This is a genomic window from Kyrpidia sp. (genome assembly GCF_023512215.1).
Lineage (GTDB): Bacteria > Bacillota > Bacilli > Kyrpidiales > Kyrpidiaceae > Kyrpidia > Kyrpidia spormannii.
In genome coordinates this window covers 227,295-241,302 of the sequence record NZ_JAILZZ010000001.1, presented here as the reverse complement: position 1 = coordinate 241,302, position 14,008 = coordinate 227,295, and the positions used below count along the sequence as shown (strand labels likewise).

Below are 14,008 nucleotides of genomic sequence, written 5' to 3'. Positions count from 1 at the left end.
ATGGTGGAGAACAGTGAATACCTCGACATGTTTATTGAAGAAACGAAGGAGCATCTGCAGCAACTGAACGAACAATTGCTAGTTCTCGAGCGGGATTCCTCGGACCACGAGGCGATCCATGCCGTTTTTCGGTCGGCGCACACCATTAAGGGGATGGCGGCGACCATGGGTTTTGAGCCCATGGTATGGGTCACGCACGACATGGAGAATGTCCTGGACGAGATCCGAAACGGCCGGGCGGCCATCACTCCGGACCACATGGATGTGCTGTTCAAAGCCGTCGACCTGTTGGAAGCCCAACTCGCGGCGGTGGAAGAAGGAGGGGACCTGGCCGGGATCCCCACCGAAGACGTGGTGCAAGGCCTTCAGCGGCTTTTGGATGAATCTCGGGGCATGACGGGTGCTCCCGACGCCGGGTCTGGCTCTGCCGGAAAGGGGCCTTCGGCGGGGCGGACCGGAGGTGGGCGGGAGATCGACAGTTCCCAAGGGCCGGCCCTCGTCCTGGACGCGTACCAGGAGTCTGTGGCCGAAGAGGCCCGGAGGGAAGGCTTACAGGTGGTGAGCATCGCCGTCCGGCTCGATGAAGGTTGTATCTTAAAGGCTGCCCGGGCCTACATGGTGGTGGACGCCTGTGAACAATTTGGGGAATTGGTCAAGGTGGACCCTCCGGTGGAGGAGCTGGAACAAGGGAATCTGGATCTGGACATCCGCCTGCTTCTCATTCTGAAACAAGAAAGCCCCGAAGCCGTGGAGAAAGCACTGCTCGGGATTTCTGAGATCCGGGAGGTGGTGGTCAAGCCGTGGGCTGGAACCACCGGGAATGGACCATCGCCCGAACGTCTCGCCCCACGCGGAAAGGGAGAACGAAACGGGTCGGGAAGTGAGTCGGATTCTCCCAAGGGGGTTCGCACGACAGCTCTGGGGGGGTCCCCGGAAGAAAGGGCGACGAATCATCGCACGCTCAAATCGGTTCGCGTGGACATCGATCGGTTGGACACCCTCATGAACCTGTTCAGCGAATTGGTGATCGACCGGACCCGGATCGAAGAGCTGGCGAAGCAAACCGGACATCAGGACCTTCTGGCAACAGTCGAGCACATGGTGAGAATCAGCGCCGATCTTCAAAATTTGGTGATGACGATTCGCATGGTGCCCGTGGACACGGTGTTCAATCGCTTCCCGCGCATGGTCAGGGACCTGGCCCGGGAGTTGGGGAAGAGTGTCGATTTTGTCGTTCGCGGCGGGGATACGGGACTAGACCGTACGGTCATCGATGAGATTGGCGACCCCTTGGTGCACCTGTTGAGGAACGCCGTGGATCACGGAATTGAGACGCCGGAGGAGCGCCGGAAACTTGGCAAACCCGAGGCGGGGCGAGTGGAGCTGGTGGCTTATCATTCCGGAAACAACGTGTTTATCGAGGTGTCTGACGACGGCCGGGGAGTGGATCGCGAGAAAGTGATTCAGAAAGCTGTGCAGCGGGGGCTTATTGACCGCAGTGACGCGGCTTCCTTGACGGATGGACAGGTTTTTGACCTTCTTTTCCAACCGGGATTCAGTACGAAAGACACGGTCAGCGACGTTTCCGGACGGGGCGTGGGTTTGGATGTCGTGAAACGCAAGTTGGAGCAGGTCGGGGGAAAGGTGACGGTGGAATCCATCTCGGGTCGAGGGACGAAATGGGTGATTCAATTGCCTCTGACGCTCTCGATTATTCAAGCCATGCTGGTCAGCCTGGCAGGAGAAAAATATGCCGTTCCCCTTCACTCCATCGTGGAGACGGCCGTCGTGAATCGAGGGGACATCCGGGATCTTCACGGACAACAGGTGATCCCCTTCAGAGGGCGGGTCATTCCGCTCATCGATTTGGAACGGTTGTACGAGCTTCGGCGCGAGGAGACCAAAGATGAAGAAAATGTCCTGATCGTGCGCCGGGGCGACCGGTTCGCAGGGTTTATCGTCGATGAGTTTCTCGGTCAACAGGAGATTGTGCTGAAGTCTCTCGGGCGGTATTTGCAACAAGTGTTTTCCATCGCCGGTGCCACGGTGCTCGGTGACGGGCAGGTGGCGCTGATCATCGACTGTAATGCTTTTCTTGCGGCGTGAGAGGAGGCATTCCGGATGGAGCAGAAAGCTCAAGATCTGGATCGAGAAGTCAAAGTGATCGTTTTTCAATTGGCGACGGAGGAATACGGGGTTGAGGTTTCTCAGGTCCTGTCTATTGAACGCGTGCAAAAGATCACCCGGGTTCCCCGGACGCCCGCTTTTGTTAAAGGGGTCATCAATCTGCGCGGCGTGGTGACGCCCATTATCGATTTGCGGGCAAGATTTGGCCTCCCTGAAGTGGAGTACACGGACGATACCCGGATCGTCGTGGTGGCTGTTGGGGAAATGGAGGTGGGCTTGGTGGTGGATGCGGCCAATGACGTCATCGACGTCCCCATGTCTCGGGTGGATCCTCCTCCGGCCGTGGTGGGTGGTGTCAAGGCGGACTATCTTCGCGGAGTGGCAAAACTGGACGATCGACTGCTGGTCTTGCTCAATCTCGACCGGGTGCTGAGCGTCCAGGAAGTGGCCGAGCTCGGCGCGATGTCTTGGTGAGGTCCCCGGTGCAACCGCTAGGCGATCGACACCTCGATGCCCTCCGGGAAGTGGGCAACATCGGGGCAGGCCACGCGGCCACGAGTTTGTCCCTTCTCTTGCAGCGACCGGTTCGGATCACGGTGCCCACGGTTCAGGTGCTGGCTTTTGATCACGTGGTGGACGCCGTGGGCGGTGCGGAGGACGTCGTAGTGGGCACCTATTTTCGCATCGGAGGAGATTATCCCGGCAACCTTTTTTTCATCATTCCAGCCTGTTCGGCCCGAGCCGTACTCCGGGCCATGTGGACGGAGGGCGACTTCGGTGACGATCTGCAAAATGAGATGGCCTTATCCGCCCTTGGAGAAATAGGCAATATTCTGACATCGGCATATCTCATCTCGCTGAGTGATTTCACCCATGGCAAGGTGGAGACTTCTGTGCCCGCCGTGGCCGTGGACATGGCCCAGGCGATTTTAGAAGTCGGGATGCTCACCGCGGATGCCGACCAATGCCTGATCGTGCATACCGGCGCCCATATCGAGGAATTGGATGTCTGGTGCCATTTTCTCCTCGTTCCCGATCCCGACAGTGTGTTGCCTTTGCTGACGGCCTTGGGGGTGCAAGGAGAGTGATCGCCGGCCAAGTGGTCCATGTCGGCATGGCAGATTTAAAAGTGGTCCATTGTCCGGATCGCCTGCGATCTGTGGGCCTCGGCTCCTGCGTAGGGGTTGCCCTGTGGGATCCGCAAACGAAAGTGGCGGGGCTGGTTCACATCATGCTCCCTTCCGCCGAGGGGTTTACTGACGCCACCAGGGCGAAATTCGCCGATACGGGGGTGGACTGGCTGGTGGAAATGATGCAGCAAAACGGCGCCCGGGTCGAGCGTTTACGGGCCAAAATGGCCGGAGGTGCCCAGATGTTCACGTTTGCCGGGAAAAACGATTTGTTGAAGATTGGCCCCCGGAATGTCGACGCCTGTCGCCGGGCCCTGGCCAAATGGGGGATTCCAATGGTTGGGGAGGATGTCGGCGGTTCCACCGGGAGGACCATCGAGTTGCACAGCGAGGACGGCCGTTTATGGGTGCGCACGGTGCGGGGGGGACAGATTGTGCTATGAAGCTGTGGACGGTCCCGGTCTTCGGAAGTGGAGTTTTTTTTCTGATCGCGGTGGCGGCTGGGCACGTGTGGACGACGGCTTTGTTGCGGACCGGGGTGTCTGCGGTGGTGTTGACCATTGTGGCCCTGGTGGTGGAGGGGGTGCGGAGGTGGGTGGTCGAGGCGGCTCCTTCGACCATCGACCTGCGGTCAGAGCCAGATGATGACGATCTCGCACAGTTAGCCGTGGGGGGGCGGCCGCCCGGATTCGAAGGGGAGGAGACCACCAGGGCACAGGCCGAGGGCGAATCGACGGTGCCTGCCTCCCCGCTTCCCTCCCAGCGTCCTGACGCAGATGGGGCGAAGGCGGGGCAGTGGACAGATTTGGCAGCCTGGGTGCAACGTCGCCGGTAGACGGGAGGCGGGACGATGGAGAAACCCGGTGTACAGTCCGACCCCTTGGACGTCACCCTTTATTTGCCCATGGTTGAAAATATAGCACGCCGGTTGAAATCCCGTTTCAAGCCAGCAGCCATGGAAGACTTGGTTTCCTTTGGGATGCTCGGGTTGTTGGAGGCAGCCCGGCGATACGACCCGGGGCAGGAAACTCCTTTCGAGGTGTTTGCCAGACTGCGGATACGCGGCGCGATGATCGACGGCGTCCGGGCCGAGGGCCCGGCGTCCAGGAGGCGCTGGGAACGGGTTAAGAAGGTTCAAGAGGCTTATGAGCGCTTGTTTTCCAAGGGGAAATCTGGCAGTGATGAAGAGGTGTGTCAAGAACTGGGTGTGGACCGGGGGACGTTTATCGGGTGGTTGGAAGAGTTTGAGAGGTTCCATCCGATTTCTTTGGACCACGTCATACATACCGAGGACGGGGAGTCTTTCCGTATTGCCGATGCGATCCCCGATCCCGAAGGTGTGGATCCGGCGCAGACGGTGTCCCGCCAGGCCATCCGACAGCTGTTGGCTGAAGCGATCACATCACTTCCTGAGAGAGAGCAGTATGTCCTGTCCCTACATTATATTGAAGGATTGTCGTTTCGGGAGGTCGCTGCTGTTCTCGGGGTTACGCCTGCCCGGGTCAGTCAACTCCACTCGAAAGCTCTTCTGCGGTTGAGAAGCCGGTTGGCGCAGCATCGGGCAGATTTGATGGAGTGATGGGGGAGCGAAGGATGGGGCAGGAGCGGGAACCGGACATCGGAAGAGTGCTGGAGGTCGAAATCGGTCTAGACGGTTTGACGGCCCGGGCCCGGTGGAAACCTGGTACACGTCCGGAGGAACGGGCCAGGTGGAACAGCGCGGAAGTGGAATCTTTTCTGGTGAAATCCGGTATTCATTTCGGGGTGGCTGAGGAGGGACTGACGAGGCTTCTTAATGTACGGGCCGATGAGGAGGCGGGTTGGGTGGAGGTCGCCCGGGGGATTCCACCGGAACCTGGACAACCCGGCCGGATTGAGTGGCTGACGCAAGATTCCAAGGCGGAGGGAGCGCAAGGGGAACCCCAGGACCCCAGCGGGGCGAATCGCGTGGATTTGCGTGATCGCGGCGGCATTCCATCGGTGTCCCCCGGAACACCTCTTGTACGCGTGGTGCCCCCGATTCCTGGGAAAAACGGAATGAGCGTCCGAGGGGTGTCGATACCCGCCCCGACGCCCGGGGCGATCACTGTGGTTCTGGGCCCGGGTGCCCAGTGGAACGAGGATCATACAACAGTTTTGTCCCGGGTGGCGGGCCACCCCGTGTACAACCCGCGGCGCAGATGGATCGATGTTCAGCCGATGTATCGGGTTCAGGGGGACGTGGATTACGGAGTCGGCCATGTCTCTTTTGAAGGAAGCCTCCATATCGGCGGTTCTGTTCAACCCGGATTTCGGGTGAAGGCGAGCGGAGATGTGGTCATTGACGGGGCTGTGGATGGCGGCATCGTCGAAAGTGGCGGCGATGTGAAGGTGGGTGCCGGCATCTACGGGGGCACCCGAGGGTCTGTGCGGGCCGGGGGCTCCGTTCAAGCGAAGTTCATCCAACAAGGGCGGGTATCAGCGGAATTAGACGTCGTGGCCCAGCGCAGCATCCTCCACAGTGAGACCTCGGCGGGCCGGGATATCCAAGTCCTATCCCCGGCGGGCACCATTGCCGGTGGGACGTGTACAGCGGTACATCGGATCCGGGCCGCAGTCTTGGGTTCTCCCATGGCCGTCCCCACCACTGTGGCCGTGGGGCTCCCGCAAACTGTTCGGGATCGTTGGCGCAGCGTTCAGGAAGAGCTCCGCCGGATGGACGGCCAGCGATCGAAACTGCGCCTTGCCATCCAGGTTCTGGAGAAACGGTTGCAGGTACGCCAGGATCCGGGGGCAGTGGGGATGATACAAAAGCTGCAGCGCGATTTGGCCGAATTGGACGAACGAATCCAGGAGAGTCGACTCGAACTGCAGATGATTGCCGAAGATATGCGGCAGTTTCAAGATGCTGCCGTATCTGCTCACAAGGTGTACCCCGGCGTGAAAATCATCATTGGCAACGCCATGTATACGGTGATCCAGGAGATGGACCGGGTGCGTTTTACTCTGGACGGGGGTGAAATCCGGGTATCTTCGGAGGGGTGAACTCCGGCGGGCTCAGGCTTGTCGATCGCGGAGGAGGGGTGAGTATGGACCCGCAGTGGGAGGAATTGATTCGCCGTATTCAGGAGGAAAATGATCTTCTGCTCGATGAGATCGAGCGTCTTCTGGAGGAACGGGACGAAGCCATTCGCGCCCTGGAGCAAAAGATCTTTCTACTGGAACAACAGTTGAAAAACCGGATGCCGAGATCCGGGGACAGCGCGGTCCCGCCCGGGGGACAAAACCCGGCTGAGGGAAGAGCGGCCTTGTCTCAGGATTCTGGGGGCAGGGCCGAGATCCACCTCGGGGAAGACGGCGCTCGGGGGTACCCGGGTGGAGAGGAGTTGCCGGGATTCACTGCGAGAGTTTCCCTGTCGATGGAGGAGTGGGCGAAACGATCCGGCCGGGGAGTCGGGGAGGTTCAACTGATGGCGGCACTCGCCGAGCGGCGCCGGCGGCGCGCCATCGAAACTCAAAGTAACCAGAAGACGGCAACGCCGGATTGCAACGGCTGAGGTGAATATGCTATAGTTACGGTTGGCACAATTCCACACGTGCGCAGATCAGGCCGGTGGTGCCCAAGGGTCCCGGTCGGGGATGAAGTGTGCGGAGGTGCAAAAACCAACTGAGGAGGAACAAGTCATGGCCATTATTTCGATGAAGCAGCTTTTAGAGGCCGGGGTCCATTTCGGCCACCAAACCCGCCGGTGGAACCCGAAGATGCAAAAGTACATTTTCACGGAGCGCAACGGGATTTATATCATCGATCTGCAGAAGACAGTGAAAAAGGTCGAAGAAGCTTATCAGTTCGTTCGCTCCCTCGCTGAGGAAGGCAAGACCTTGCTTTTTGTGGGAACGAAGAAACAAGCCCAGGATTCGGTACGAGAGGAAGCGGAACGATGTGGAATGTTTTATGTCAATCAGCGTTGGCTCGGAGGCACGCTGACGAATTTTCAAACGATACGCCGGCGGATTGACCGCCTGCACGAGTTGGAGCGGATGGAGGAAGACGGCACTTTTGAGGTCTTGCCGAAGAAAGAGGTTAACCTTTTAAGAAAAGAAAAGGAGCGCCTTGAAAAGTTTTTGGGCGGGATCAAGGGGATGAAAGATCTGCCCGGAGCCCTGTTTGTCATCGACCCCCGGAAAGAGCGGATTGCCGTGGCGGAGGCGCGCAAACTCGGGATTCCCATCGTGGCCATCGTGGACACGAACTGCGACCCCGACGAAATTGACTACGTCATCCCAGGCAACGACGATGCCATCCGGGCGGTGAAACTGCTTACCTCGAAGATGGCGGACGCCGTCCTGGAGGGGAGCCAAGGCGAACAGACCGCGTGATCGCAAAGTTCCAAGGGTGGTTGAAGAGGGCCGCCCGCCCCCGTCCACCCTTTTTTTGTGATAATTTCCGAAGAACTCGTAAGGAGGAGTGGGATCGTGGCGATCACTGCCGCACAGGTGAAAGAATTGAGGGAACGAACCGGCGCCGGGATGATGGACTGTAAAAAGGCGCTAACCGACGCCGAAGGGGACATGGATAAAGCCATTCAACTGTTGCGGGAGAGAGGTCTGGCGGCCGCGGCGAAAAAAGCCGGCCGGGTGGCAACGGAGGGGTTGGTGGAAGCGTATATTCACGGAGGAGGGCGCATCGGCGTCCTTGTCGAGGTTAACTGCGAAACCGACTTCGTCGCCAACACCGATGAATTCCGGAGCCTGGTCAAAGACATCGCGATGCAAGTGGCTGCGTCCCGTCCGGAATACGTCCGTCGGGAAGAGGTTCCCGCCGAGGTGATTGAAAAAGAGAAGTCCATCTACCGCGCCCAAGCCGAGGCGGAAGGAAAGCCGGCGGCCATCGTGGAACGTATGGTGGAGGGGCGGTTGGAGAAGTTTTACAAAGAAGCTTGCCTGTTGGAACAACCTTTTATCAAAAATCCAGATATCACGGTTGAACAATTGGTGAAAGAAAAGATCTCGAAGATCGGGGAGAACATTTCGGTCCGCCGATTCGCCCGTTTTGAACTGGGCGAGGGCTTGGAGAAAAAAGAAGAAAACTTTGCCGAAGAGGTCATGGCTCAGGTGAAACGGTGAGGGGCGCCCGACCGCTGGCCGGGGGGTGCAACCGATAAGTCCGGGTCGAGGTCTAAGGAGACAGACGGTGGTCGGGGGGTTGGCGGAAGGTGCAGCCGAAATACGCGCGGGTGGTCCTGAAGCTCAGCGGCGAAGCCCTTGCCGGGGACACGGGTTACGGCATTGATGGGGCTGTCTTGGCTTCTGTGGCCAGGCAGGTGCGGGAGATTGTGGAACTCGGAGTCCAGGTGGCCGTGGTGGTGGGAGGGGGGAACATATGGCGGGGCGTGTCCGGCACCGCCCAGGGAATGGACCGCGCCACCGCCGACTACATGGGCATGCTGGCCACAGTGTTGAATGCCCTGGCCTTGCAGGATGCGCTGGAAAAGATAGGGGTGGATACCCGGGTACAAACGTCCATTGAGATGCGGCAGGTGGCGGAGCCGTATATCCGACGACGGGCGATTCGGCACCTGGAAAAGGGCCGGGTTGTGATTTTTGCCGGCGGCACGGGGAATCCGTATTTCTCGACCGACACCACAGCGGCGCTGCGGGCGGCGGAGATCGAGGCAGACGTGATTCTCATGGCGAAAAACCGGGTGGATGGCGTGTATGACGCCGATCCGGCGAAAAACCCGGGTGCGAAAAAATTTGCAACCCTCAGCTTTCTTGACGTCTTAAACCGGGGGTTGGCGGTGATGGACTCCACCGCCACTTCCCTCTGCATGGATAACGACATTCCGATCATCGTCTTCGCCATCACCGAAGACGGCAATATCCGACGGGCCGTGCTCGGCGAGCCGATCGGAACCACGGTTTGGAGGGAACAGCGGTGAGCGACCTGTTGAAACAGGCCGAGGAGCGGATGAATAAATCACTTCAAGCGCTGAAAAAAGAATTTGCTTCCGTCAGGGCGGGAAGGGCGACGCCGGGGTTGTTGGATAAGGTCACCGTCGAATATTACGGAACCTCTATGCCAATTCACCAATTGGCGAGCATCACCGCCCCGGAACCCCGTCTGCTGGTGATCCAGCCCTGGGACAAGGGCGCCCTCGCCGAGATCGAGAAAGCTATTTTGAAATCGGATTTGGGACTGACGCCCACCAATGACGGGCAAGTGATTCGTTTGGCCATTCCCCAGCTTACCCAAGAACGGCGGCAAGAATTGGCAAGGATGGTGCGCAAACTCGCCGAGGAATCCCGGGTGGCCATTCGCAATATCCGGAGGGAAGCCAACGACGAGATCAAGAAAAGCGAGAAAGACGGCTCGGTCTCGGAGGATGAGGGCCGGAGGCTGCAGGAGCGGATTCAAGGGTTAACCGATCGATTCATTGAGGAGATCGACCGTCTGTTGGCCGCCAAGGAAAAGGAAATCACTGAAGTCTGACGGAAAGACGTCCGACGAAAGGCGTGGGGTGGATGAATCCGAGATGGGGAATGCGAAAGGGTCAACCGCTATCCTCTCTGCACGTGAATCCGGGCAATCTTCCGCGCCACGTAGCCATTATCATGGATGGCAACGGGCGGTGGGCGCACCGGCGGGGATTGCCCAGGGTCGCGGGGCACCGCGCGGGGATGAAGGCCGTGAAAGAGGTCACCCGGGCAGCGGATGAGATCGGGATCCAGGTGTTGACCCTTTACGCGTTCTCGACGGAGAATTGGAAACGGCCTCGGGAAGAAGTGGATTACCTCATGCGACTGCCCCAGGAGTTTCTGGATCGGGAGTTGCAAGAGTTGGACGAACACGGGGTACGGGTCCGCCTCATCGGGGAGACGGATGGCCTTCCGCCTCACACCCTGCGAGCGGTGGAGGCGGCCATGGGACGCACTCGAAACAATACGGGTCTCATTCTGAATTTCGCGCTCAACTACGGGGCTCGGGCTGAGTTGGTGAATGCCGTTCGGTCGATCGCCCGCCGGGTTAAGGACGGGGAACTCCGTCCCGAGGACGTGGACGAAGCCACGATTTCCGCTGCTCTGCAAACGCGGGAACTGCCTGATCCCGATCTGTTGATTCGCACCAGTGGAGAACTCAGGATCAGTAATTTTCTATTGTGGCAAATTGCCTATTCCGAACTATGGTTCACCGACGTGCTATGGCCGGATTTCACCCGAGAGCATCTGTTCGAAGCCGTCCGAGCTTATCAATCCCGACAGCGCCGGTTTGGCGGGGTGGACAGTCTCCCGCCTTCAGATGTGCACAGCGGACAATAAGGAGTGCGGACGGGTGTTGCGACAGCGTGTCATCACGGCGGTGATCGGCGGCGGCGGATTTTTCGCGATTTTGTATCTCGGTGGGCCTTGGATCGTCGTATTTATCGGCATCGTGGCCGCTTTGGCTTTCGGGGAATGGATCCACCTGAAAGGGGTGCCTCTATGGTCCCTCCCCGCCGTCTTGGGCTTTGCTGCGCTGGAAGGCATTTTTTTCTTAACCGGCAGCGAAGGGGGACTGCTGCAGTGGGTTTGGCCGGGAAGTGTCGGGTTTGATCTCGACGAGGCGGTATGGGTGGTGGTTGTCCTCTTTGTTCTGATTCCGGTATTGATCCGGAATGAGCAAACGGTATTAGATACTGCGTTTACCCTCCTCGGCGTATTGTATCTGGGGATCTTGTTTAGGGATTTTACGTGGCTCCGCCTGTCCGGGGAACACGGGCTGGCGGTGTGTACCCTTGTGTTGTTATCCGTTTGGGCCACGGACAGCGCGGCCTATTTTGTGGGCAGACGCGTGAGGGGACCGAAGCTCGCTCCGGTCCTCAGCCCCAATAAAACCTTGAGTGGAAGCGCAGCGGGGATTTTAATTTCTCCGGTGCCCGCTTTGGTGTTTTTCGCCGTCGACATCCGGCCCTATTCCTTACCGGGAATGGTCATCCTCGGGATGGTGGCCTCTTTCGCCGGTCAGGTGGGGGATCTGGCGGAGTCCGCGGTGAAGAGGGCATTCGGCGCAAAAGATTCCGGAAACCTACTCCCCGGCCATGGCGGTGTGCTGGACCGGTTCGACAGTTTGTTGCTGGCGGGTTCGGTGGCTTATCATCTTCTGGGGTATTTACGTTAACGCCGGGCGAGGGCATTACCTCAACTGGTGCACGATGATCATGACCGGGATCCCGGATGGGAGGCCGGTTTTTTTGTCGTGATTTTTGCCACTTCCCCATGGTGGAGCCGGGGGGGCGGCTGTGTTACACTGTAGAGTACAGGCGGATCAGAATGACTTGCCAACCGACCTGCCGTTGGGGTGAAGGAATGAGCAAAGGCGTAGCGATACTTGGATCGACGGGTTCTATCGGTCGAAATACGCTCCGGGTGATAGCTGCCCAACCGGATCGCTTTACAATCAAAGCTTTGGGGGCTGGGCGGAACGTGGATCGATTGGTGGACCAGGTCCACCGGTTTCGTCCGGAGTTGGTGGCCGTGACGGATGCGCGAACCGCCGAGGAAGTAAAGGCGAGGGTTCCGGCCGGGGTGAAGGTGTATTGGGGAGAAGAAGGGCTAACCTCTGTCGCCACCCATCCCGGAGTCCAGATCGTGGTATCCGCTTTGGTGGGATTTGTGGGGTTGGTCCCCACGTTGCGGGCGATTCGGGAAGGCAAACGTATTGCGCTGGCCAACAAGGAAACCTTGGTGGCTGCGGGAGAGTTGGTCATGAACGAAGTCCGCCGCTGGGGTGCCGAGCTCCTGCCGGTGGACAGCGAGCATTCCGCGATTTTTCAGTGTCTGAACGGAGAGAGGATCTCAGAAGCGGCGCGCCTGTGGCTCACCGCGTCCGGGGGCGCCCTCAGGGATTGGACCCGGGGACGGATGGAAAGCGCCCGGGTCGCCGACGTTCTTCGTCATCCCAACTGGACAATGGGTCATAAAATTACCGTAGATTCGGCTACCCTGATGAATAAAGGCCTGGAGGTCATCGAAGCCCATTGGTTGTTCGGCGTTCCTTACGAGCAGATCGAGGTGGTGATTCATCCCGAGAGCATTGTCCACTCGGCGGTGGAGTTCGTCGATGGTTCCCTGGTGGCCCAGATGGCCATTCCTGACATGCGCATTCCGATCCAGTACGCTCTGTCTTTCCCCGAGCGATGGCCGGGGGCGGTGGAATCCCTGCGTTTAACCGAGATCGGGAGTTTGCATTTTCATCCTCCGGATTGGGATAGATTTCCCTGTCTCAGCTACGCCTATGAAGCGGGGAGAAGCGGGGGCACGATGCCGGCGGTACTGAACGCCGCAAACGAGGTGGCGGTGGAATGGTTTTTGCGCGGCCGAATCCCGTTTCTCGCCATTGAGGAAACGGTCCGTCGAGTGATGGACATGCACGATCCCGTCCCCCACCCGGATCTTGAAGCAATTGTGCAGGCGGATGCATGGGCCCGCAAAACCGCCTCCTATGTGGCGGAAAAAGGAAAGGTGGCACGTTGAATGATCGGCGGTGTCCAAACGGCTGTGGCGGCGATCGTGATCTTCCTGTTGCTGGTGGTTTTCCATGAGTTCGGGCACTTCTATGTGGCGAAACGGGTGGGGATTTTTGTTCGGGAGTTCGCCGTCGGCTTCGGACCTAAACTTTTCAGCCGCCGGTGGGGAGAAACGGTTTATTCGGTTCGGGCTCTCCCCCTCGGAGGGTTTGTCAATATGGCTGGGGAGGGGCCGGAGGATTACGGTCTGGAATCGGGGAAGGCGATCGCCGTGCGCCTCGATGGGGCGGGACAGGTCGAGGCCTTTGGCGATCCCCGGGCGGTGGGCCAGGCGGACTTCGTGGGACGCCTGGTCTCCGGGCCGAGTCGTGACGATTACTCTTTGCGCATTGAGGGAGAGGACGGAACCCGGCGATACGCCTTAGGGCCAGGGGCGGTACTTCACGCCGAAGGCGGCGCGATTCCCTTGGCTCCTTACGATCGGCAATTCATGGGAAAACCGGTTTGGGCCCGGGCGGCGACGATTTTTGCGGGTCCACTCATGAATTTTGTTTTGGCGGCGGTGATTTTCGCGGTTTATTTCACGATTGCCGGCGTGCCATCGGGGCCGGATGTGGCAAAGGTTCTGCCGGATTCCCCGGCCATTCGGGCCGGCATCCAGCCGGGAGACCACATCGCCGCCGTAAACGGCGAGCCGGTAAACTCTTGGGATCAGCTTGTTAAGACCGTGCAGTCCCGGCCGGACCAGCGGGTGGTCCTCGATGTCGTCCGGGGGAACCAGCATCTGCAAGTCACGGTGACCCCAGAGATCCGCGGCGGGGTCGGGGTGATCGGAATCAGCCCGGTACTGGTCCATAACCCCTTGGCGTCCATTGGGCTCGGGATTAAACAGACCTGGGATATCTCCGTTCAGATTGTGCAGGCCTTCGGCCGAATGATTACCGGGACTCTTGCGCCCGAAGTGGCCGGGCCGGTGGGGATCGTGGCGATGATCGGGGAACAGACCCGGGAGGGCTTGATGAATCTGCTGACCTTGACGGCCCTGCTGAGCATTAACTTGGGGATCATCAACTTGTTGCCCATTCCTGCCCTGGACGGCAGCCGATTGGTGTTCCTGTTGGTCGAAGCGGTGCGGGGCCGGCCGGTGGACCCACAAAAGGAGAGCATGGTGCATCTGGTCGGGTTTGCCCTGTTGATGGTCATCGTGGTCCTGGTGACATACAAAGATGTGACGCGACTGTTTTAGGGTCGGGGGGAATTGGAGAA

At 59.2% G+C, this 14,008-nt stretch carries 16 protein-coding genes; all 16 read left to right on the top strand.

The window, feature by feature from the left end; genetic code table 11:
* The first annotated feature begins 3 nt into the window (after positions 1–3).
* The 16 genes from K6T64_RS01195 to rseP all read left to right on the top strand — a co-directional run bounded on the left by K6T64_RS01195 (position 4) and on the right by rseP (position 13,988).
* Positions 4–2,106 (top strand): chemotaxis protein CheA, encoded by a 2,103-nt coding sequence (locus K6T64_RS01195; protein ID WP_170085663.1) that lies wholly within the window; start codon positions 4–6, stop codon positions 2,104–2,106.
* 15 nt (positions 2,107–2,121) lie between these two features.
* A complete protein-coding gene (locus tag K6T64_RS01190; RefSeq protein ID WP_100667805.1) occupies positions 2,122–2,601 on the top strand; it encodes a chemotaxis protein CheW in 480 nt (159 codons plus the stop codon).
* 8 nt (positions 2,602–2,609) lie between these two features.
* Complete coding sequence (locus tag K6T64_RS01185) at positions 2,610–3,215, top strand: chemotaxis protein CheC (protein ID WP_288008250.1); 606 nt, start codon at positions 2,610–2,612, stop codon at positions 3,213–3,215.
* On the top strand, positions 3,212–3,700 hold the full coding sequence (locus K6T64_RS01180; protein WP_197945594.1) for a chemotaxis protein CheD: 489 nt from the start codon (positions 3,212–3,214) through the stop codon (positions 3,698–3,700). Before K6T64_RS01185 ends, K6T64_RS01180 begins: the two co-directional genes overlap by 4 nt.
* Complete coding sequence (locus tag K6T64_RS01175) at positions 3,697–4,092, top strand: hypothetical protein (protein ID WP_288008249.1); 396 nt, start codon at positions 3,697–3,699, stop codon at positions 4,090–4,092. Before K6T64_RS01180 ends, K6T64_RS01175 begins: the two co-directional genes overlap by 4 nt.
* A gap of 15 nt (positions 4,093–4,107) precedes the next feature.
* Positions 4,108–4,836 carry a sigma-70 family RNA polymerase sigma factor gene (locus tag K6T64_RS01170; RefSeq protein ID WP_100667803.1) on the top strand — a complete coding sequence of 243 codons (729 nt, stop codon included), beginning with the start codon at positions 4,108–4,110 and terminating at the stop codon, positions 4,834–4,836.
* A 14-nt stretch (positions 4,837–4,850) separates the two neighbouring features.
* Entirely contained in the window at positions 4,851–6,281 is a 1,431-nt protein-coding gene (locus tag K6T64_RS01165) for a FapA family protein (protein WP_288008248.1), read from the top strand.
* Positions 6,282–6,325: 44 nt separating this feature from the next.
* A complete protein-coding gene (locus K6T64_RS01160; protein WP_288008247.1) occupies positions 6,326–6,793 on the top strand; it encodes a hypothetical protein in 468 nt (155 codons plus the stop codon).
* Between the two features lie 127 nt (positions 6,794–6,920).
* Entirely contained in the window at positions 6,921–7,616 is a 696-nt protein-coding gene (gene rpsB / locus K6T64_RS01155; RefSeq protein ID WP_100667800.1) for a 30S ribosomal protein S2, read from the top strand.
* Positions 7,617–7,712: 96 nt separating this feature from the next.
* Complete coding sequence (gene tsf / locus K6T64_RS01150; protein ID WP_100667799.1) at positions 7,713–8,363, top strand: translation elongation factor Ts; 651 nt, start codon at positions 7,713–7,715, stop codon at positions 8,361–8,363.
* 89 nt (positions 8,364–8,452) lie between these two features.
* On the top strand, positions 8,453–9,178 hold the full coding sequence (pyrH, locus tag K6T64_RS01145) for a UMP kinase (RefSeq protein WP_013075528.1): 726 nt from the start codon (positions 8,453–8,455) through the stop codon (positions 9,176–9,178).
* A gap of 29 nt (positions 9,179–9,207) precedes the next feature.
* Positions 9,208–9,729 carry a ribosome recycling factor gene (frr, locus tag K6T64_RS01140; protein ID WP_215811068.1) on the top strand — a complete coding sequence of 174 codons (522 nt, stop codon included), beginning with the start codon at positions 9,208–9,210 and terminating at the stop codon, positions 9,727–9,729.
* A 32-nt stretch (positions 9,730–9,761) separates the two neighbouring features.
* Positions 9,762–10,556, top strand: a complete 795-nt coding sequence (locus tag K6T64_RS01135; RefSeq protein WP_483306119.1) for an undecaprenyl pyrophosphate synthase — start codon at positions 9,762–9,764, stop codon at positions 10,554–10,556.
* Between the two features lie 13 nt (positions 10,557–10,569).
* The gene (locus K6T64_RS01130; RefSeq protein WP_288008246.1) at positions 10,570–11,394 is read left to right on the top strand and encodes a phosphatidate cytidylyltransferase; all 825 of its coding nucleotides are present in this window, start codon (positions 10,570–10,572) and stop codon (positions 11,392–11,394) included.
* 188 nt (positions 11,395–11,582) lie between these two features.
* The gene (locus K6T64_RS01125) at positions 11,583–12,749 is read left to right on the top strand and encodes a 1-deoxy-D-xylulose-5-phosphate reductoisomerase (protein ID WP_288008245.1); all 1,167 of its coding nucleotides are present in this window, start codon (positions 11,583–11,585) and stop codon (positions 12,747–12,749) included.
* Positions 12,750–13,988: an RIP metalloprotease RseP gene (rseP, locus tag K6T64_RS01120; protein WP_288008244.1), complete on the top strand. Its 1,239-nt coding sequence runs from the start codon at positions 12,750–12,752 to the stop codon at positions 13,986–13,988.
* Positions 13,989–14,008: the final 20 nt, after the last annotated feature.